Here is a 19,113-nt window from a genome sequence, read left to right on the forward strand (position 1 = left end):
GGCTGCGATGCAGCTAGGGCGCCTTACGCAATTGCCGCGTGCGCAGGCAAGCCCCGAAGCAGTGGCGAGTCGGGCGGGTTTTATCGCGCGGGGTGCCTGGCGCCTGCGCGAAGCGGCCGGATGGCGGGCCGATCGCTGGACCGTCGGCGCGCTCGCGGTCGCGGCTCTGGCGGCCTTGCCGATCATGGCGATCCTTTTCGCCGCTCTGGACAGTGGCGGCGATGCTGTCGGGCATCTCGCGGCCACCGTGCTTCCCCGCTATGTCGCCAACACCGCCGCCCTCATGGGACTGGCAGGGCTAACGGCCGCGGTGATCGGGACCGGATGCGCATGGTTGGTGAGCGCGGCGCAGTTTCCCGGTAGGCGCTTATTCTCCTGGGCGCTGGTCCTGCCGCTTGCACTTCCCGCCTATATCGCCGCCTATCTCTATGCCGACCTGCTCGATTTTTCCGGCCCGGTGCAGGCGGGGCTGCGCGCGATCACCGGCTGGGAGGCGGGCGATTATGCCTTCCCGTCGATCCGGTCGCTCGGCGGCGGGGCCTTCGTCCTCGGCCTCGTGCTCTATCCTTATGTCTATCTTCTCGCGCGGGCCGGTTTCGCAGCGCAGGGACGCACCCGCTTTCTTGCCGCGCGCAGCCTTGGAGCAGGGCCGTGGCGCGCCTTTCGCACGGTCGCACTGCCCGGCGCGCGCGCGGGGATCGCGGGCGGGCTGGCGCTGGTCCTGATGGAAGTGCTCGCCGATTTCGGGGTTGCCGATTATTTCGCCATCCCCACTTTCTCGACCGGCATTTTCCGTACCTGGCTGGCGATGGGAGACAAGGCCGGCGCGCTCAAGCTCGCCGCCTTCATGCTGGTCTTCGTCATCGCGCTGGTGGTTCTGGAAGCACGCACCCGGCGCGGCCGCACATCGGGAAGAGCGGTGCCCGACCGGGCTTCCGATGCCCCGCTGGTGGCGCTGTCGCCGCTGGGCAAGGCGCTAGCCGTCATTGCCTGCGCCATTCCCCTCCTGCTCGGCTTTGCAATTCCCGTGGGCTGGCTCGGCTGGCTGGCGGCGAGCGAGCGCGCGCTCGCGGCGACCGGCTCGCTCGCCGAATATGCGCAAGGCAGCTTGTGGCTCGGCCTTGGCGCGGCGCTGGTGTGCATCCTGGCCGCACTGCTGCTGGCCTTTGCCCAGGCGCGATCGTCCTCGCACACGACGCGCGCCGCGATCCGGGTGGCAACGCTTGGCTATGCGCTCCCGGGCGCGCTGCTGGCGGTCGGATTGCTCGCCCCGCTCGGCCTGCTCGACGGCGCTCTGACCCGCTTTGCCCGCGATACGCTTGGCTATTCGGGCGGTTTGATCCTGACGGGGACGAGCGCAGTGCTCGTCTATGCGCTGGCGGTGCGGTTTCTGACGGTCGCCTACAACACGCTCGAAAGCGGCATGGCGGCGATCCCGCCCTCGCTCGATGCCGCGGCGCGCTCGCTCGGCGCAGGCCCGGCGCGGGTGCTGGCGCGGATCTACGCTCCCCTTCTTAGTCCCAGCCTCGCCGCAGCCGCGGCGCTGGTGTTCATCGACACCTTGCGCGAATTGCCGGCGACGCTGATCCTGCGTCCGTTCAACCTGGAAACCCTGGCCACCCGGACCTATCGGCTGGCAAGTGATGAACGGCTGGTCGAGGCCTCTGTCCCCGCGCTCATCCTGCTCGTGGCGGGCCTTCTCCCGGTGCTGCTGCTGACCCGCGAAAAGAGACGCGGGCGGGCCTAGCCTATTCGCCCGATTGATCGAGAAAGGCGATGAGGTCGGCGCGCTGCTGCGGGTCGGCGATCCCGTAAAAGGCCATGCGGGTGCCGGGCATATAGTCGCGCGGAGCAGCGAGGAACGCGAACAATTCCTCGCCGGTCCAGACATGGGTCGCGCCAGCATTGGCATCCGAATAGGCAAAGCCGGCCATGCTTCCCGCCTCGCGCCCGACGACGCCGTGAAGGCTGGGCCCTGCGCGCATCACGCCGGGCTCGAGCGAATGGCAAGCCTGGCACATGGCAAAGAGGCGCGCCCCGGCCCGCGGGTCGCCGGTCAGTTCGCCATAGGCCGCATCGGCAAGCGCCGGATCGGGTGCGCCTTGCGCGAACTCGTCGGCCCCACTGCACGCTGCGACTAGAGCGGCAAGGCCGATCGCGGACAGGTAAGCGAACAGGTGAATGAACGATGTGCGGACAGGGGCAGGCATGGCGCGCTCTTGCAAGCGGCCTTGAGCGCGGTCAAGCCGCCGGCGCGATCAAGGCGCATTGCCAATTGCTGCGCGCGCGCTAAACACTGGCGCCATGAAAAACCTCGCCTGGCACACCAAGCTCGCCCTCGCCTTTCTCATCATCGTCCCGCTGTGGTTCGTGATCGGTGCGCTGGGCACCAAGATCGGACTGTGGAGCTGGCAGATCGGGCTGGGCTTCTTCGCGTTTCAGGCGGGCATCTACGTGCTCGGCCTTGCCGCGCTGGTCGCGCTGTTGTCCCTGATCCTGGCGGCGATCAAGAAGCCGCGCAGCCGCGTGGCTCTGGGGATCGCGATTGCCGGGCTGCTGCTTCCCGCAATCATCTTTGCGCAGTTCGTCACCACCCGGTCGGTCGCTGGCGATAACCCGATTCACGACGTGTCCACCGACACCGCCGATCCCCCGCAACTCTCGCCCGAGACGCGGCGGATGCGGCTCCAGGCCGAAGCCAATCCGCTCAACGATTACCAGACCCCCTTGCGCGAGATCGAGATGTTTGCCTCGCTCCCCAACGAGGTGAAGATCAAGAGCCACGCGCAGATCATCAACGAAACCTATGCCGAGCTTGCGCCGCTGCCGCTGGGCGGTGCGACCCGCGATGACGCGGTGGCCGCTGTCGCCGCAGCCATGGGGCAGATGGGCTTTGCCGATATCCGCACCGATGCCGAAGCCGGTAGGGTCGAGGGCGTGGCCGAGACATTCTGGTACGGGTTCAAGGACGATGTCGTCGCGCGCATCGGCGAGGCGGAAATCGATTTCCGCTCGGTCAGCCGGGTCGGGCGCAGCGACCTTGGCGCCAACGCCGAACGTATCGCCGAATTGCGCGAACGCGTCGCTGCGCAGATCGGCCAGCGCTGACAACTATCGGAAGGTGCGGATCGCCAGCGCGCTGCGCTGGATGACGGTGAGCGCGCACAAGGCGGCATAGCCATAGGCGATCACCCCGAACCAGTGCGGAAACAGGCACATCGCGGCGAAGACCGCGATGGTTTCGGCTCCTTCGGCAAGGCCGGTGGAATAGAAAAAACTCTTGCTCCCATGCGCCTCGGTCGTCTCGCCGCGCTCGGCCGCGATTACCGCAAATGCCAGGAAGCTGACCCCGGTGAGCACGAAGCTGGCCGTGAGCACGAGCGCGGGCAGCGTGTTCTCGCTTGCGTATATTCCGAAGCCGACCGGGATCGACACGTAGAAGGCGAAATCGGCCACGATGTCGAAATAACCGCCCAGCGCGCTCGGTCCGCGCACCCGCGCCACTGCCCCGTCGAGCCCGTCGAGCACCCTGTTGGCGAGGATGAAGGCGAGCGCGGCGAGAAACTGTCCATGCGCCGCAGCGAAGGCCGCCCCTAGCCCGATGAGGAGCCCTGCCAGCGTCAGCGCATTGGCAGAAACGCCCATGGCGGCCAGGGCGCGGCCAGCGGCATTGAGCGGCGGGTCGATCAGCGGGCGAAGCCTGGCATCGAACATCAGGCCGCGCTGCCCCAGGTGAGAAGCCCGATCCACGCACCCGTCATTGCGGTGGCGATATTGCCCGCGATCCAGCTCTTCATCCCCAATCCCGCAGCCTCGGCGCGGCGTTCCGGACAGAGCGTGCCGATGGTCGAGACGAGCAGCCCCAGGCTCGCTAGGTTCGCCACCCCGCACAGAGCATAGGTCACGATCAGCAGGCTGCGTGCGCCCAGCGTGCCATCGGGCAGAGCGGCGAGTTCGAGATAGGCGACGTATTCGTTGAGCACCGCCTTGGTCCCCATCAAACCGCCCGCCGCCTGCGCTTCGGCCCAGGGCACCCCGATCAGCCACATGACAGGCGCGAGCACCCAGCCGAACACGCGCTTGAGCGTGAGCGGTTCATCGCCGACCAATGGCAACAGCGCGAGCACCTGGTCGACAAGCGAGACGAGCGCGAAGACCACGATGATCACCGCGATAACCGCGAGGAACAATTGCATCCCGTCCATCGTGCCCTTGACGATGGCATCGACGCTGCTTTCGTATTTGAGGCCCGGGTCGTCGCCATCGGTATCGGTCGCCTGCGCGCCCTCGCCCGCCACTTGCGGGACCATAAGCCGCGCGATGAGCAATGCGGCGGGAAGCGAGACCAGCGAGGCGGCGATCATGTGGCCGACCGCATCGGGCACCACCGCGCGCAAGGTGGTGGCGTAGAGGATCAGGATCGCCCCCGAAATCGTCGCCATTGCAAGCACCATGACCTGGAAAAGTTCGGCCCGGCTCATCCGGGTGAAATAGGCGCGCACCACCAGCGGGCTCTCGACCACGCCGAGAAACATGTTGGCCCCGCCCGACAATCCCACGACCCCGCTCACTCCGAGCGATTTTCGCAGCAGGAAGGACAGCCCGTTGACCAGCCAGCGCAGCACGCCCCAGTGCCACAGAAGCGCTGCCAGAGCGGAAAAGACGATCACCAGCGGAAGGATCTGGAACGCGATCACCAGCGGCGCATCGGCGCCAGGCCTGAGCGCGAAGGGAAGCTCCGCCCCGCCGAGATAGCCGAACATGTAGGACGATCCGGCAAGCGTCGCGCGCTCGATCGCGGCAACCCCCTTATTGGCAAGCGTCACCGCCTCCCAGACCGGCGGCACCCGCACAATCAGCAGAGCCAGCGCCCCCTGAAGCGCGAGCGCGCCCGCGATCCAGCGCCACGAGGGGCGCAGCTTGCGGTCCTCGCTCAGCGCGAGAGCCGCCGCGACGAGCGCGAACAGCCCCAGGATCGGGCGCAGCTGATCGAACCATTCCACCGCCTCGTGCCTTTCCGCTCAGTCCGCCGCAGCGCGGCGCGAGGCGATGAGGTTGTCGAGCGCGAAGCGGTCGAATTCGCGGAACGCGATCAGCGCCAAAGCAGCGCCGGCCACGGTGATCGAGGGAAAGAAGAGGATATTGGCGTCCTCGTGGAGATATTCGCCGAACGGGTCGAGGAAATGCCGCCAGATCGGCAGCGCCCCGCCGACGAGGATGAAAGCCGAGGCGACCAGCGCGTAGCGGCGCAGGAGGCCGATCACGACCAGCAGGCCGAGCGCGATTTCGAGCCAGCCAAAGGCGGCCTGCATCAGCGCCTGCGAAGCCAGCCCGTCATAATATTTGTCGGCCAGCATCGTGCCGCGTTCGCCGACCACCCGCACCAGCCCCCAGACCACCAGCAGCAGGCCGGTGCCGATCCGCATGATCAAAAGCGATATTTCCTTGAGCATTGGTCTTTCCCTCGTGTCAGACAGGCGCGGATCAGCCGCGCCGCCAGCTATGATATCTGCCAACCAGGTCGAGCAGCCATTCAGGCTTGTTCGCGCGTTTCCAGTTGCCCGCGGCATATTTGTTCGCCTCGGCCATGGTCGGGTAGGAATGGATCGTGCCGAGGATCGCGTCGAGCCCGATCTTCTGCTTCATCGCCAGCACGTATTCGGCCAGCAATTCGCCTGCGTGATTGCCTACGATGGTGGCCCCCAGAATTGTGTCCCTGCCGGGCCTGGTCAGCACCTTGACGAAACCGGTGGTCTCGCTTTCGCAGATGGCGCGGTCGAGATCGTCGAGGTCGTAGCGGGTGACCTCGTAGGCGACGCCTTGCTCCTCCGCCTCGCGCTCGTTGAGGCCGACGCGCGCGAATTCGGGGTCGAGGAAGGTGACCGCGGGAATGACGCGGTAATCGGTGCGAAACTTTCGGAACTGGCCGAACAATGCGTTGACGCTGGCATACCAGGCCTGGTGGCTGGCGGTGTGAGTGAACTGGTAAGGCCCGGCGACATCGCCCGCGGCGAGGATATTGGGATATTTCGTCGCTAGGAATTCGTCGGTGACGACGGTCTTGTCGGTCTCGACGCCGAGCTCCTCGAGCCCGAAGCCGGACAGGCGCGCCTTTCGCCCGACCGCGACGATCAGCCTGTCAAAGTCAATCGCCGCCTCGCCGCCCGAATGCTCGGCATAGAGCGTCTCGTGCGCTACCCGCACCGCCTTGTGCCCGGTGAGCACGGTGACCCCGTCGCGTTCGAGCACCTCTTGGGCGAGATCGCTGACCTCGGCGTCTTCGCGTCCGAGCAGGCGGTCTTCCATCTCGACTAGGGTAACGGTCGAGCCGAGCCGCGCGAGCGCCTGGGCGATCTCGCAGCCGATCGGGCCTCCGCCCAAGAGGACGACCCGGCGCGGCGGCAGGTCCATCTGCGCGAATGCCTGCCACATGGTCTCGCTGGTGAGATAACCGCTGTCTTCGATACCATCGATCGGGGGGACCACCGGCTCGGCGCCGCTGGCGATGATGATCGCGCGGGTGGTGAGCACCTGCTCCGAGCCATCGTCGCAGGTGATCGCCACCCGCCACGGATCGATGATGCGGGCATGACCCTTGATCACGTCGACCCCGAGCCCCTCGTAGCGTTCGACGCTGTCATGCGGCTCGATCGTTTTGATTGCCTCCATCACCCGCGCGATCACCGCGCCAAAGGGGACACGCGGCTCGACCGGGTCCAGCCCGTAGCGGTCGGCATGGCGCATCGTGGCCGCGACCCGCGCGCTCTTGATCAGCGCCTTGGAGGGCACGCAGCCGGTATTGAGGCAATCGCCGCCCATTTCCCTCGCCTCGACCAGCGTCACCCTGGCCTTGACCGTGGCGGCGATATAGGCCGAGACGAGCCCCGCCGAACCCGCGCCGATCACCACCAGGTTGCGGTCATAGCTTCGCGGCCGGTCATAGCCCCTGTAAACGCGGCGGCGGCGGATCGCGCCGACAATCGCCTTGGCGATCCACGGCACGATCGCAAGCAGGACGAAACTGCCGATCAGAAGCGGCGAAAGCAGGCCCGAAGTGCTCTCGATCTGCGCGAGCTGGGTGCCAGCATTGACATAGACGATGGTGCCCAAAAGCATGCCGATCTGGCTCACCCAGGCGAATGTCCAGGTCTTCATGCGGGTCAGACCCATCACGAGGTTGATCACGAAGAACGGGATGAGCGGGATCATCCGCAGGGTGAACAGGTAAAACGCCCCGTCGCGCTCCAGCCCTTCGTTGATGGCCCGCAGGCGGTCGGCAAAGCGCGCCTCGATGCTGTCGCGCAGGACATAGCGCGATGACAGGAAGGCCAGAGTCGCGCCGAGCGTCGATGCGAAGGACACGATCAGGGTGCCTGCGAACAGCCCGAACAATGCGCCCGCCGCAAGGGTCATGATCGCCGCGCCAGGAAGCGAGGCAGCGGTGACCGCGACATAAATGGCGAAGAAGACCGCGATCACCAACACCGGGTTCGCGTCCTGGAAGGCGGCGGCATCGCTGGCGACCGCGCGAATCCCGTCAAGCGTCAGGTAAGCGCCGAGATCGAAAGCGAAATAGGCAGCCACGAGCGCTGCGAGCGCTGCAAGGATTGCGAGCTTTCTGGTCATCTTGTCCCCTGCTCCATCGCCGGCTGTCCCCCTGTTCGCTTGCGCCAAGCGAATGGTTACGCGCCGCGTGCCAGATCGGCGTAATGCGCAATCCAGCGCGTGTCGATGCCGTGCTTCAATGCTGCAAGCCAGCGGCCCTGTGCCGCGAACGGGCCGAAACTCGCGATCGCCTCGCCCCTGCCGGTTGCCATCAGATAGAGATGCGCACGGCGCGCCTTGTGCGATGCGAGAGGCTCCCTGCCCTCGCACAGCGCGCGCAGATTGGCCGCCAGCACCGGGCCTGCCTTCACCGCGTGAACACCCGAGCGCGGCACCGGCCAGTCCAATCGCGCCGCGACATCGCCCGCAGCGAAGACGAACGGGTGCGAGATAGAGCGCTGGTGGGCATCGACCGAAACGAAACCCGCCTCGTCACAGGCCAGAGTGCTCTTGCCCAGCCAGTGCGGCGGATCGCTTCCGAGCGCGGGCACGATCAGTTCGACAGGCTCAAGGCTTGCCGGTCCGGCGCTCAGCTCGCCGTTTTCGATCCGCGCATCGGCGCTGGCAATCGCGATTCTCTGGCGTAGCAATTCGCGCGCCGCAAGCCGCCTTGCCGCCGGTGCATGGTCTGGCAGCAGGCCGCCTGCGCCGGTCACAAGAGTTACCGCATCCCCGCCATCGCCGTTGCGCAGGGCAAAGGCGAGCTCGACCCCGCCAGCGCCGCCGCCGACAACCGCGATCCGGCACGGCTCGCGCCGCGCGAGCACACGCCCGAGATCATCGACGAAGCGCGCGATGGGGCGGACTGCGACGATGCGGTCGTCGTGTCCCAGCACCCGTTCGGCGGCAGAGACCCCACCGGTGTCGAGCGAGGCGATGTCGAATTCGAGCGCCTGTCCGCCCTCCATGCGGACCTCGCGCGCATCGGGATCGATCGCGACGCAACGCCCGGCTATGTAGCGCGCGCCGGCGCGTTCGGCGAGAGCGGCGATTTCGACTGTCCCCTCGCTTTTCCGGTATCGCCTCGCGATCACCCCGGGCACCATGCCCGAATAATGGAGGAGCGGATCAGGGCTGAGCACGCTGGCGCTTGCGCAGGGCAGGCCGTTGGCGATCCAGTCCTCGAGCACCGCGACATGAGCATGTCCGCCGCCGACCAGCAGCGCGTGGCCCGCGCTCATCGCCCGCTCAGCTATCGCGGCGGCCTGCGATCAGGCGTTCGACGAGGCTCGGATCAGCGAGGGTCGAGGTATCGCCGAGCGATCCGTAATCGTCCTCGGCGACCTTGCGCAGGATGCGCCGCATGATCTTGCCCGAACGCGTCTTGGGCAGGCCATCGGTGAACTGGATGCGGTCAGGTGTCGCGATCGGCCCGATCTCGCGGCGGACATGCTGGCGCAGCTCGGCTTCGAGCGCCTCGGACCCGTCCTCGCCAGCATTGAGCGTGACGTAGCAATAGATTCCCTGCCCCTTGATATCGTGCGGATATCCGACCACCGCGGCCTCTGCCACCTTGTCGTGGAGCACCAGCGCGCTCTCGACCTCGGCGGTGCCCATGCGGTGGCCCGAGACATTGATCACGTCGTCGACCCGCCCGGTGATCCAGTAATAGCCATCGCTGTCGCGCCGGCAGCCATCCCCGGTGAAATACTTGCCCGGATAGGTCGAGAAATAGGTCTGGACGAAGCGTTCGTGATCGCCATAGACGCTGCGCGCCTGGCCCGGCCAGCTGGCCGTGATACACAGATTGCCTTCGGCCTCGCCTTCGAGCACGCCGCCCTCGGCATCGACAAGCTCGGGTCGCACCCCGAACATGGGCAAGCCCGCACTGCCCGGCTTCATGTCGTGCGCGCCCGGCAGGGTGGTGATCATGCAGCCGCCGGTCTCGGTCTGCCACCAGGTGTCGATGATCGGGCAGCGGCTTTCGCCCACTACCTCGTAATACCAGCGCCAGGCCTCGGGATTGATCGGTTCGCCGACGCTGCCGAGCAGGCGGAGCGAGGCGCGCGAACGGCTGGTCACGAACTGGTCACCCTCGCGCATCAGCGCGCGGATCGCGGTCGGCGCGGTGTAGAGGATATTGACCTGGTGCTTGTCCACAACGTCCCAGAAGCGCCCGAAATCGGGATGGTTGGGAACGCCCTCGAACACGAGGCTTGTAGCCCCGTTCATAAGCGGGCCGTAAACGATGTAACTATGACCGGTGACCCAGCCTATATCGGCGGTGCACCAATAGGTCTCGCCCTGCCGATAGTCGAAGATGTAATGGAAGGTGGTCGCCGCCCACACCCCGTAGCCGCCGGTGGTGTGCAGCACGCCCTTGGGCTTGCCGGTCGATCCCGAAGTATAGAGGATGAAAAGCGGGTCTTCTGCTGCCATTGGCTCGCACGGCACGTCATCGTCGCTGGCAACCGCGTGGAACCAGTGATCGCGTCCTTCGGCCATGGTGATGTCGGCACCGGTATGGCGGATCACCAGAACGCTTTCGACATTGACGCCCTCGCGTTCGAGCGCGGCATCGACATTGGCCTTGAGCGGCACGGGCTTGGTCCCGCGCACCGCTTGGTCGGCGGTGACGATGAAGCGGCTGTCGCAATCGGTCAGCCGGCCTGCCAGCGCCTCGGGCGAGAAGCCGCCGAACACCACCGAATGGATCGCGCCGATCCGCGCGCAGGCGAGCATGGCGGTCACGCCCTCGACGATGTTGGGCATGTAGATCGTCACCCGGTCGCCGCGCCTGACCCCGATGGCCTTGAGCGCATTGGCCATCTGGATGACCTCTACGAACAATTGCGCATAGCTGAGCGTGCGCGAAGGGCTTGCCGGATCGTCGGGCTCGAAGATGATCGCGGGCTGGTCGCCGCGCGCATTGAGATGGCGGTCGACCGCGTTGTGGCACAGATTGGTGGTGCCATCTTCGAACCACTTGATCTCGACCGGGTCATAGGACCAGTTGCCGCCGGTCCTGGGTGCGACGAACCAGTCGAGCCGGCCCGCCTGGTCGAGCCAGAACCGGTCGGGATCGGCGAGCGAATTCTGGTAAAGCCTGCGATATTGTTCAGCTGTGCAATGCGTGTGTTCCAGGGCGCCGGGACGCTGGACGAAATCGCTCATCAATGATCTCCTTGCCTCGCTGTGTAAGTGGCGCAAGGGTGGCCTGTCCATGGTTTTGCACGGCGCGCTTGGCGCGTCGCAAAGGCCGGGGCACAAACCAAGGCAGGGAGACACGGGCTTGGAAACGATTACCTTCGATCAGTTCATGGCGGTCGATATCCGCGCGGGCACGGTGATCGCGGCCGAACCCTTTCCCGAGGCGCGCAAGCCCGCGATCAAGCTGCGCGTCGATTTCGGCGACGGGATCGGGGTGAAGAAAAGCTCGGCTCAGATCACCGACCATTATGATTGCGATGCGCTCGTCGGGCGCAAGGTGATGGGCGTGGTCAATTTCCCACCGCGCCAGATCGGGCCGTTCATGTCCGAAGTGCTGGTGCTGGGCTTTGCCGACGAGGACGGCGCGATCGTGCTCGCCGCGCCCGACAGAGCGGTGCCCGACGGGGCGCGGCTGTGCTGAACCGGGCGCGCTGAAAATCGCAGGTCGATCCGGCGCGGCATATGCGGGTCCGGGCCGCTCCCTCCGCGCCGCATCCACCCCGGAGGCGATCGACCTTGCGCCGAGGCGGCTTTAAAGGGATACAAGTGCGTTCAGGCTGCAGCGCTGCCCGCATGGCAGGCGCGTGGCCGGCAAGAGGGGGGAATGAACGATGGCGGTTTCCGATCACGTAGGGCTTGGGCACTTCATGGAGGGCGTGAAGAAGCGCAATCCGGGCCAGACCGAATTCATCCAGGCGGTCCACGAGGTGGCGCAGGACATCTTCGAGTTCATCGAGGACAAGGAAGAATATCACGAGGCGCAGATCCTGCGCCGGATCGCCGAGCCTGATCGGGTGATCTCCTTCCGTGTGTGCTGGGAAGACGACAACCACAATATCCGCGTTCAGCGCGGCTGGCGGGTCCAGAACAACAACGCGATCGGCCCCTACAAGGGCGGCATCCGGTTCCATCCCAGCGTCACCGAAAGCGTGCTGAAATTCCTCGCGTTCGAACAGACCTTCAAGAACTCGCTCACCGGCCTGCCGATGGGCGGCGGGAAAGGCGGCGCGAACTTCAATCCCAAGGGCAAGTCCGATGCCGAGGTGATGCGGTTCTGCCAGAGCTTCATGACCGAGCTCTATCGCCATATCGGTCCCGATACCGATGTGCCGGCCGGCGATATCGGCGTGGGCGCGCGCGAGATCGGCTACATGTTCGGCCAGTACAAGCGCATCACCAATCGCTGGGAAGGCGTGCTGACCGGCAAGGGCCAGGAATATGGCGGCTCGCAGATGCGGCCCGAGGCGACCGGCTACGGCGCGGTCTATTTCCTCGAGAACATGCTGAAGCATCGCGGCATGGATGTCGCGGGTCATAACGCGGTGATCTCGGGTTCGGGCAATGTCGCCACCCACGCCGCCGAAAAGATCACTCAGCTCGGAGGCAAGGTGCTGACCCTGTCGGATTCGGGCGGCTTTATCCACGATCCCGCCGGGATCGATCAGGAGAAGATCAACTGGGTCAAGCACCACAAGACCCATACGCGCGGCCGGATCAAGGACTATGTCGACGAGTTCCCCGGCGCCGAATTCCACGAGGGCGAGCGCCCCTGGGGCGTTCCGTGCGACCTCGCACTGCCATGCGCGACCCAGAACGAGCTCAACGAGCAAGAGGCGCGCACGCTGGTAGACAATGGCTGCAAAGCGGTGTCCGAAGGCGCCAACATGCCAACCACGCTCGAAGGCGTGAAGGTCTTCCACGATGCCAAGCTGATGTATGGTCCCGGCAAGGCTGCCAATGCGGGCGGGGTCGCGGTCTCGGGTCTCGAGATGAGCCAGAATTCCGAGCGGATCAGCTGGAACCACGAACGGCTCGGCGAAATGCTTACCGAGCTCATGGAAGGCATCCACGGAAAGTGCGTCGAATATGGCGACAAGGGCGATGGCTATGTCGACTATGTGAAGGGCGCGAATATCGCCGGCTTCAAGAAGGTCGCCGATGCCATGCTCGCATTCGGCGTGGTCTGAACGGACCCGGTCCGCTCGCCTGACCGCAAGGTGACATGGAGCGCGCCTGAAAGGGCGGGCCCCTTTTGCCGTGCATTGCGATCTTGCGCTCGCGCTAGCGGATGCCGAGCTGTCCTGCCTGCCGATGCAATTCGGCTTCTTCGCCGGGATTGGCCGCGATCGCTGCCGAAAGGGCGGCGCGGGCCTTGTCGGGTTCGCCCAAGGTCATCCGGCTGCGCATCAGCATCACCCAGCCATCGAGATTGTCTGGCTCGTCCTGCAGCCGCGCCTCGAGGCTTGCCACCATTCCGGCGACCATCTGCTGCTGCTCGCTCGGGGCAAGCCGGCTCGCTTCGGCTATCTGCTGAGCGGTGGGGCCGCGCAGGTTCGAAGAGGCGGCAGCGCCCGCGACCGGTCCCGCCCCCGGCACGGCCGCCATGGCCGGGCGTCCCTCGATCACCGTCGAAAGGCGCTGGCTGACATCGATGTCGTTTATCGCCGCGACCTGCTCGATCGTGCGCACGAGGTCGCGCTCCCACGGGGCGCCGGGCGGCGTATCGGCGAGGAGCGCGAGCCAATCGCTGATCGCGCCCTGGTGATCGTCGGCAATGTCTTTCCTGACCGCCATGAAATAGCGCGCCCGCGGATCGCCCGGGTCGAGTGCCAGCGCTCGTTCGAAGGCTTCGAGCGCCTGTGGCGGCAACGGATCGCGCTCGCTGGCAAAGACCCGCGCTTCGCCGAGCGCCGACCACAGCACGGCCTCGTCTGACTCGATCGCTACCGCGCGCTCGTATGCGGCGGCGCTCTCGCCGTATTCGCCGCGTTCGAAATGGGCAAAAGCAAGCTCGCTCCACGCCTGCGCATCGTTGCCGGCGCGTTCGGCCGCGGCGCGCAACTGCGCGATCGAGGCCGGACCGGCCTCATCGCTTTGCTCGCGCGGGGCTGCCTCGTCCGGGCCATAGGCATTGAAACCCACCGACCCGGCGGCGAGCACCGCCGCTGCCGCGAGCAGCACCCAGCCCGCTTTCGATCCGCGCCCGCCAGCGCCTGCCGCCGCGGCATGGCCGGGCCTGTTCTGATCTGAATCCATCGCATTCGGTCTAGCAAGCAGCGCGGGATACGGCAATTCACGCTGGTATTGGACCGCGCTTTGCTTATGCTGTTCGCGCGTGCTTTAATCTGTCCAAAGGGGGGGTGGATTGCCGGACTTGTTCAAAGTCGCCATCGTTGGCTCCGGACCTGCGGGGATGAGCGCGGCCGGGCGCGCTGCGGCGCTGGGCATGAGCCATGTCCTGCTCGAGAAAACCGACCATATCTCGGACACGATTTTCAAGTACCAGAAGGGCAAGCACGTCATGGCGACGCCCTCGAACCTGGTGCTGCGCTCGGACATGCTGTTCGATGCGGGCAAGCGCGAGACGATCCTCGGCATCTGGAACAAGCATTGCGGCATCGCCGATGACCGCATCCCGCCTTGCGAAGACGATCTGCCGACTTACGAAATCAACGTGAAACTCGATGCCGAGGTCGCCAAGGTCGAAGGCGCCAAGGGCGATTTCACCATCACCTTGAAAAATGGCGAGGTCGTGCGCGCCGAAACGATCGTCCTCGCCATCGGAACTCAGGGCAACCCAAACATGCTGCGCTGCCCGGGCTCGGACCACGAGATGATCCAGTACCAGCTCGACGATCCGGGAGAATATTTCGACGAGCACATCACCGTGGTCGGTTCGGGCGACGCCGGGATCGAGAACGCGCTCGGCCTTGCCGCCGACGATGCCCAGCGCAACGTGGTGACCATCCTCAACCGGCGCGACAGTTTCGCGCGCGCCAAGGCAGCCAATGTCGCGCTTCTCGAGGAGGCCGAGCGTGACGGCCGGATCAGCGTGCGGCGCGAGACCAGTCCCAAGGAAGTGCGCGACGGTGAAATGGTGCTCGAGACCCGCGACGGCGAGGAAACGATCCGCTGCGACCGGATCATCGCGCGCACCGGTTCTCAGCCTCCGCGCGGCTTTGTCGAGGCCATGGGGATCGCCTTCACCAGCGAGGAACGCGGCGCCTTTCCCAAGCTTTCCCCGGCCTTCGAGACCACCGTGCCCGGCATCCACGTGATCGGCGCGCTTGCAGGTTATCCGCTGATCAAGCACTGCATGAACCAGGGCTATGACGTCATCGAGTTCCTCAACGGGAACACCGACCTCAAACCCGCGGACGAGCCGATCCTGAGCGAGAAGTTCGCGGTGCTTCCCGGCGATCACCCGGTCGATCACTGGCTGGACGTGTTCGGCGGCAATGTCGCGATCTTTGCCGGGTTGTCGCCGCTGCAATTGCGCGAGCTGATGCTCGATTCGACCGTCCACTATTACGAGCCGGGCGATGTGATCTTCCGCCGCAACGAACCCGGCTCCTCGATGTTCGCGATCGCGCAGGGTTCGGTCGCGGTCGAGATCAATCCTAACGATCCCTCTGTCACGGTTCCGATCGAACAGGGCTCGATCTTCGGCGAGGTCGGGCTGATCTCGGGCCGGAGGCGCGGCTCGACCATCCGCGCGGCAGACCAGGTGGTCGCAATCGAATTGTCTCGCAATGCCGCGCTCAAGCTGATCGCGACCTCGCCCGAAGCGGCCGATGCGGTAAACCGGATCGCGATCGAACGGCAATTGCTTCAGATGTTCGGTTCTGGCCTGACCCCGCAGGACATCGCCCCTCTGGTCGAGGCGGCCGAGATCATGGAATTGCGCGCGGGCCAGGTCCTGATCGAGGAAGGCGCCGATGACCAAGAAGTCTACATCATCCGCCGCGGCTCGATGATCGTGGAAAAGGATATTGGCGGGCGCCCGGTCTTCCTCTCCTACCTTCCGGCTGGCAGCTATGTCGGCGAAATGGCGGCGATCGACGGGTCGAGCCGCACCGCCACGGTCAAGGCCGCGGTCAAGTCCGAGGCGATCCGCCTGCCCGGCGACAGATTTGCGAAACTTCTCGACCGGAACCCGGCCCTGCGCGAGAAAGCGCTCGCCGAAATGGAAGGTCGGCGCAAGACCAACGCCTTCATCGAAAGCCGCAAGGACCAGTTCGAGGACGTGGTCGATCTATATTCGGAAACCGCGCAATTCCTCGTCGACGAAGGGCTTGGCGAGGCCACCGACGTGCTGCTGATCGACGAAAAGCTGTGCGTGGGCTGCGACAATTGCGAAAGGGCCTGCGCCGATGCGCATGAAGGGCTCTCGCGGCTCGATCGCGAGGCGGGTCGCACTTATGCCCACCTGCACGTGCCGACTTCATGCCGCCATTGCGAGCACCCGCATTGCATGGCCGATTGCCCGCCCAACGCGATCAAGCGCGGGCCTGATGGCGAAGTTGTGATCGACGACACCTGCATCGGCTGCGGCAATTGCCAGCGCAACTGCCCCTATGGCGTGATCCGGATGGACCCCAAGCCGCCGAAAAAGCCCTCGCTGTTTTCCTGGCTGCTGTTCGGTGCCGGGCCGGGTCCGGGCGAGGCGTCCTATTCCTGGCGCAAGGAGCATGGCGATCCCGAACAGCCCAAACAGGCGATCAAGTGTGACATGTGTTCCGGGATCAAGGGCGGCCCGGCTTGCGTGCGTGCCTGCCCGACGGGCGCGGCGATCCGCGTCTCGCCCGACAAGTTCCTGACCTTCACAAAGCTGACCGAGGACATCGACAGCTGATGGCGAGCGCGGCAAACAACCGGTATTCGCAGGACGAGCGGCGACGCGATGCCGATCATGTGAGCTTTCTCAGGCACAGGAAGTTCCGCTGGCTCTGGATCGCGCTGGTGTTGAGCATGGCGAGCGGGCTCGGCTACCTGATGATCGACCAGGAACCGCGCCCCAATGGCGGCAGCTGGTATGGCTATACGCTCGGCACGATCGGGCTGTTGCTGATCGTGTGGCTCGCGCTGCTCGGCATCCGCAAGCGCAAGATCACCGATGGCCGCTGGAGCCTCAAGGCCTGGACCAGCGCGCATGTCTATCTCGGCCTCGCGCTGGTGGTGGTGGGCACGCTGCATACCGGCTTCCAGATCGGCTGGAACGTCCACACTCTCGCCTATGCGCTGATGCTGCTGGTCATTGCGAGCGGGATTTACGGGGTGATCGTCTATGCCGCCCTGCCCAGCGCATTGTCCTCGAACCGCAACGAGATGACCCGCGCCCAGATGCTCGAGGCCCTGACCGCGCTCGACCGCCAGCTCGAAAGCGCCGCGCAGCCGCTCGACCGGGCACAGTCGGACCGGGTCATCGCCGCGCTTGAACAGGACGTGTTTCACGGCGGGGCGCTCGCCCGGTTGACCGGCAGTTATCGCGGCTGCGCCACCACGCGCGCTCTTGCCGGCTTTGCAGGCGCGAACGCGGGAGCCGACAGCGCCGAGGAACGGGTGCGCACGCTGCTTGTCAGACGATCCGGCCAGCTCGCCCAGATCCGCCGCCATCTGCGTTATCGCGCCTTGCTCGAAATCTGGTTGTTCATCCACATCCCGGCGACGATTGCCCTTCTCGCCGCCTTGCTCGCGCATGTCGTGAGCGTGTTCTATTATTGGTGAGGAGCGGAACGTGACCTTCCTCATCCGCACCATCGACCACACCGCCGCCGGGCGCGAGATCGTGCGCGATCGCACGCTCGAACAGGATGCGGTCACGATCGGCAGAGCGTCGGAGAACGACATCCACCTGCCCGATCTCGCGGTCGAGCAAAGCCATGTGCAGCTGAGCGCCCTTGACGATGGAGCTCTCGAGGCCGAGGCGCTGAGCGGGCTCGGCTTCGGGCTGGACGGACGGACGGAAACGAGCGCGCGGATCGATCCCGATATCGGAGCCGAACTGTCGATCGGTTCCTCCCGGCTCGTGATCGGGCGCGAGGGCGTGGGCGCTCCGGTGCAGATAACCATCCGGCAGGCGGAAAAGGACGCGGCGGCGGGCGATGCGCTCGCCGGCTTCGCCCTGGCCAGCACCCTGCCATCGAAACGCGCCATGGCCTGGGTTCTCGCCGGCGTCATTCTGCTCCTGCTCCTCAGCGTGCCGATCATCTCCCATCTCACCCGCAGCCCCGCCGAAAACGATCCCCAGAACCTGTCCCAGGGCCAGGTCGCCTTCGACGCCGCCTGGAGCACCGGCGAACTCAGCCTCGCGCACCACCAGCTCGAGGAAAATTGCGAGGCGTGCCACGTCACCCCCTTCGTATCGGTCCAGGACGAGACCTGCCTGACCTGCCACGAAGACATTGCCGACCATGCCGCCATGCCGCGCCAGGCGAAAGGCATGCCGCCGATGAGCCGCGGCGATGCGATCCAGTGGTCGATTGCCGAAAGTTTCGGCAAGGAAGGGCCGCTGGGCTGCGTGTCGTGCCACACCGAGCACGAGGGACCGGTCGCGCTCGAAGCCGCAAGCGAGAAATTCTGTGCCGATTGCCACGTCGCGCTCGAGGAGCGGCTGGTCGATGTCGATTTTGGCAACGCATCTGATTTCGGCGATGCGCACCCGCAGTTCCGCCCGGTGATCTACACCGCCCATTTCGCCGATGCCCCCGCGCGAATCTCGCTTGAGGATAGCCCGCGCGAAATGAGCGGGTTGCTGTTCCCGCACGATGTCCATCTCGACCAACAGGGCGGGGTCGCGCGCATGGCGATCAACCTGCCGCAATATCGCGCCCCGCTAAATTGCGCCGATTGCCACCGTGAATGGACGGACGATACACTCACCGCGCAGATCGAGGAAAGCGGCGGCGATGCCGCGGCCTATGGCGACTTTGCGCCGGTCAACATGGAGCGTTCGTGCGAGGCCTGTCACAGCCTCGTCTCGGGCCAGACCGGCGGCGGCTTCTCGCGGCTGCGCCACGGCGATGTCAGTGCGCTGATGGAAGATCTCTCGCGGGTCAGCAGGCCCGGTAGGCGCTCGAATGCGACGCGCCGCCAGCGTCCGGGCCAGTTCGCCCCCGGTGGCCGCTATCATTCGGATTTCGGCCGCCCGATGGTGGGTTACATCGCAATCAACCGTGCGCTTGCCCCCGGCGGGCTGTGCACCGAATGCCACATTCCCACGACTAGCGCCGGGCGCGCCGATCTCACCCCCGTCAACCTGCCGCACCGATTCCTGTTGCAGGGGCATTTCGATCACGACGCCCATTCCGGCGAGATCGCCGAGTGCAGCGATTGCCACGCGGCGACAGGGTCCGCGGATGCAGGCGACCTGCTGATCCCCGAGATCGCCGTGTGCCGCGATTGCCACCTGGGCGAGAGCGCCGCGCCGGCGCAGGGCATTCAGCCTTCGGGCTGCGCCATGTGTCATGGCTATCACACCCCGACGCGGCCCTGGCGCCCGAGCGATCACCCCGGACACGACAAGGATAGCGACAATCGCTCCGTCGCCGCCATATTGGGGAGCCTGAGGCGATAAAT

General features: G+C 65.8%; 15 protein-coding genes. 7 read left to right on the forward strand and 8 right to left on the reverse strand.

Annotation, left to right across the window (positions count from 1 at the left end; all coding sequences use genetic code 11):
* Nucleotides 1-61 precede the first annotated feature (61 nt).
* A complete protein-coding gene (locus ACKTSM_RS11815) occupies nt 62-1,747 on the forward strand; it encodes an ABC transporter permease (protein ID WP_407874848.1) in 1,686 nt (561 codons plus the stop codon).
* Nucleotide 1,748: 1 nt separating this feature from the next.
* Here ACKTSM_RS11815 and ACKTSM_RS11820 read toward each other — a convergent pair whose 3' ends face one another.
* Nucleotides 1,749-2,210, reverse strand: coding sequence for a c-type cytochrome (locus ACKTSM_RS11820; protein WP_407874849.1), 462 nt, complete (start codon nt 2,208-2,210; stop codon nt 1,749-1,751).
* A 94-nt stretch (nt 2,211-2,304) separates the two neighbouring features.
* On the opposite strand from ACKTSM_RS11820, the gene ACKTSM_RS11825 reads away from it, so the two are divergent.
* Entirely contained in the window at nt 2,305-3,108 is an 804-nt protein-coding gene (locus ACKTSM_RS11825) for a DUF1499 domain-containing protein (protein ID WP_407874850.1), read from the forward strand.
* 3 nt (nt 3,109-3,111) lie between these two features.
* Here ACKTSM_RS11825 and ACKTSM_RS11830 read toward each other — a convergent pair whose 3' ends face one another.
* The 6 genes from ACKTSM_RS11830 to acs are packed head-to-tail and all read right to left on the reverse strand — an operon-like array spanning nt 3,112 to nt 10,719.
* A complete protein-coding gene (locus ACKTSM_RS11830) occupies nt 3,112-3,714 on the reverse strand; it encodes a CDP-alcohol phosphatidyltransferase family protein (RefSeq protein ID WP_407874851.1) in 603 nt (200 codons plus the stop codon).
* The gene (locus ACKTSM_RS11835) at nt 3,714-5,003 is read right to left on the reverse strand and encodes a NupC/NupG family nucleoside CNT transporter (RefSeq protein WP_407874852.1); all 1,290 of its coding nucleotides are present in this window, start codon (nt 5,001-5,003) and stop codon (nt 3,714-3,716) included. Before ACKTSM_RS11835 ends, ACKTSM_RS11830 begins: the two co-directional genes overlap by 1 nt.
* Before the next feature lie 18 nt (nt 5,004-5,021).
* Entirely contained in the window at nt 5,022-5,453 is a 432-nt protein-coding gene (locus tag ACKTSM_RS11840) for a hypothetical protein (RefSeq protein WP_407874853.1), read from the reverse strand.
* Between the two features lie 31 nt (nt 5,454-5,484).
* Nucleotides 5,485-7,626 (reverse strand): FAD-dependent oxidoreductase, encoded by a 2,142-nt coding sequence (locus ACKTSM_RS11845; RefSeq protein ID WP_407874854.1) that lies wholly within the window; start codon nt 7,624-7,626, stop codon nt 5,485-5,487.
* Between the two features lie 56 nt (nt 7,627-7,682).
* Nucleotides 7,683-8,786 carry an FAD-dependent oxidoreductase gene (locus tag ACKTSM_RS11850; protein ID WP_407874855.1) on the reverse strand — a complete coding sequence of 368 codons (1,104 nt, stop codon included), beginning with the start codon at nt 8,784-8,786 and terminating at the stop codon, nt 7,683-7,685.
* Nucleotides 8,787-8,793: 7 nt separating this feature from the next.
* Nucleotides 8,794-10,719, reverse strand: coding sequence for an acetate--CoA ligase (gene acs, locus ACKTSM_RS11855; RefSeq protein WP_407874856.1), 1,926 nt, complete (start codon nt 10,717-10,719; stop codon nt 8,794-8,796).
* 118 nt (nt 10,720-10,837) lie between these two features.
* On the opposite strand from acs, the gene ACKTSM_RS11860 reads away from it, so the two are divergent.
* Nucleotides 10,838-11,176: a tRNA-binding protein gene (locus ACKTSM_RS11860; RefSeq protein ID WP_407874857.1), complete on the forward strand. Its 339-nt coding sequence runs from the start codon at nt 10,838-10,840 to the stop codon at nt 11,174-11,176.
* A gap of 190 nt (nt 11,177-11,366) precedes the next feature.
* Nucleotides 11,367-12,722, forward strand: a complete 1,356-nt coding sequence (gene gdhA / locus ACKTSM_RS11865; RefSeq protein WP_407874858.1) for an NADP-specific glutamate dehydrogenase — start codon at nt 11,367-11,369, stop codon at nt 12,720-12,722.
* A 94-nt stretch (nt 12,723-12,816) separates the two neighbouring features.
* Here gdhA and ACKTSM_RS11870 read toward each other — a convergent pair whose 3' ends face one another.
* Entirely contained in the window at nt 12,817-13,791 is a 975-nt protein-coding gene (locus ACKTSM_RS11870; RefSeq protein ID WP_407874859.1) for a tetratricopeptide repeat protein, read from the reverse strand.
* Between the two features lie 157 nt (nt 13,792-13,948).
* Between ACKTSM_RS11870 and ACKTSM_RS11875 the strand changes: the two genes are divergently transcribed.
* From ACKTSM_RS11875 to ACKTSM_RS11885, 3 genes are read left to right on the forward strand one after another with little or no spacing between them, the layout of a single operon-like run.
* A complete protein-coding gene (locus ACKTSM_RS11875) occupies nt 13,949-16,390 on the forward strand; it encodes a cyclic nucleotide-binding domain-containing protein (protein WP_407876365.1) in 2,442 nt (813 codons plus the stop codon).
* A complete protein-coding gene (locus ACKTSM_RS11880) occupies nt 16,390-17,262 on the forward strand; it encodes a hypothetical protein (RefSeq protein ID WP_407874860.1) in 873 nt (290 codons plus the stop codon). The genes ACKTSM_RS11875 and ACKTSM_RS11880 overlap by 1 nt, the downstream gene beginning before the upstream one ends.
* Nucleotides 17,263-17,272: 10 nt before the next feature.
* Complete coding sequence (locus ACKTSM_RS11885) at nt 17,273-19,111, forward strand: cytochrome c3 family protein (protein WP_407874861.1); 1,839 nt, start codon at nt 17,273-17,275, stop codon at nt 19,109-19,111.
* Nucleotides 19,112-19,113 lie beyond the last annotated feature (2 nt).

The organism is Qipengyuania nanhaisediminis (assembly GCF_045862805.1).
Classification (GTDB): Bacteria; Pseudomonadota; Alphaproteobacteria; order Sphingomonadales; family Sphingomonadaceae; genus Erythrobacter; species Erythrobacter nanhaisediminis_A.

Excerpts from the sequence above, each read along its gene's own strand:
- ACKTSM_RS11820 (WP_407874849.1), bottom strand. The coding sequence starts at position 2,210 with ATGCCTGCCCCTGTCCGCACATCGTTCATTCACCTGTTCGCTTACCTG.
- ACKTSM_RS11825 (WP_407874850.1), top strand. The coding sequence starts at position 2,305 with ATGAAAAACCTCGCCTGGCACACCAAGCTCGCCCTCGCCTTTCTCATC.
- ACKTSM_RS11830 (WP_407874851.1), bottom strand. The coding sequence starts at position 3,714 with ATGTTCGATGCCAGGCTTCGCCCGCTGATCGACCCGCCGCTCAATGCC.
- ACKTSM_RS11840 (WP_407874853.1), bottom strand. The coding sequence starts at position 5,453 with ATGCTCAAGGAAATATCGCTTTTGATCATGCGGATCGGCACCGGCCTG.
- ACKTSM_RS11845 (WP_407874854.1), bottom strand. The coding sequence starts at position 7,626 with ATGACCAGAAAGCTCGCAATCCTTGCAGCGCTCGCAGCGCTCGTGGCT.
- ACKTSM_RS11850 (WP_407874855.1), bottom strand. The coding sequence starts at position 8,786 with ATGAGCGCGGGCCACGCGCTGCTGGTCGGCGGCGGACATGCTCATGTC.
- acs (WP_407874856.1), bottom strand. The coding sequence starts at position 10,719 with ATGAGCGATTTCGTCCAGCGTCCCGGCGCCCTGGAACACACGCATTGC.
- gdhA (WP_407874858.1), top strand. The coding sequence starts at position 11,367 with ATGGCGGTTTCCGATCACGTAGGGCTTGGGCACTTCATGGAGGGCGTG.
- ACKTSM_RS11870 (WP_407874859.1), bottom strand. The coding sequence starts at position 13,791 with ATGGATTCAGATCAGAACAGGCCCGGCCATGCCGCGGCGGCAGGCGCT.
- ACKTSM_RS11875 (WP_407876365.1), top strand. The coding sequence starts at position 13,949 with ATGAGCGCGGCCGGGCGCGCTGCGGCGCTGGGCATGAGCCATGTCCTG.
- ACKTSM_RS11880 (WP_407874860.1), top strand. The coding sequence starts at position 16,390 with ATGGCGAGCGCGGCAAACAACCGGTATTCGCAGGACGAGCGGCGACGC.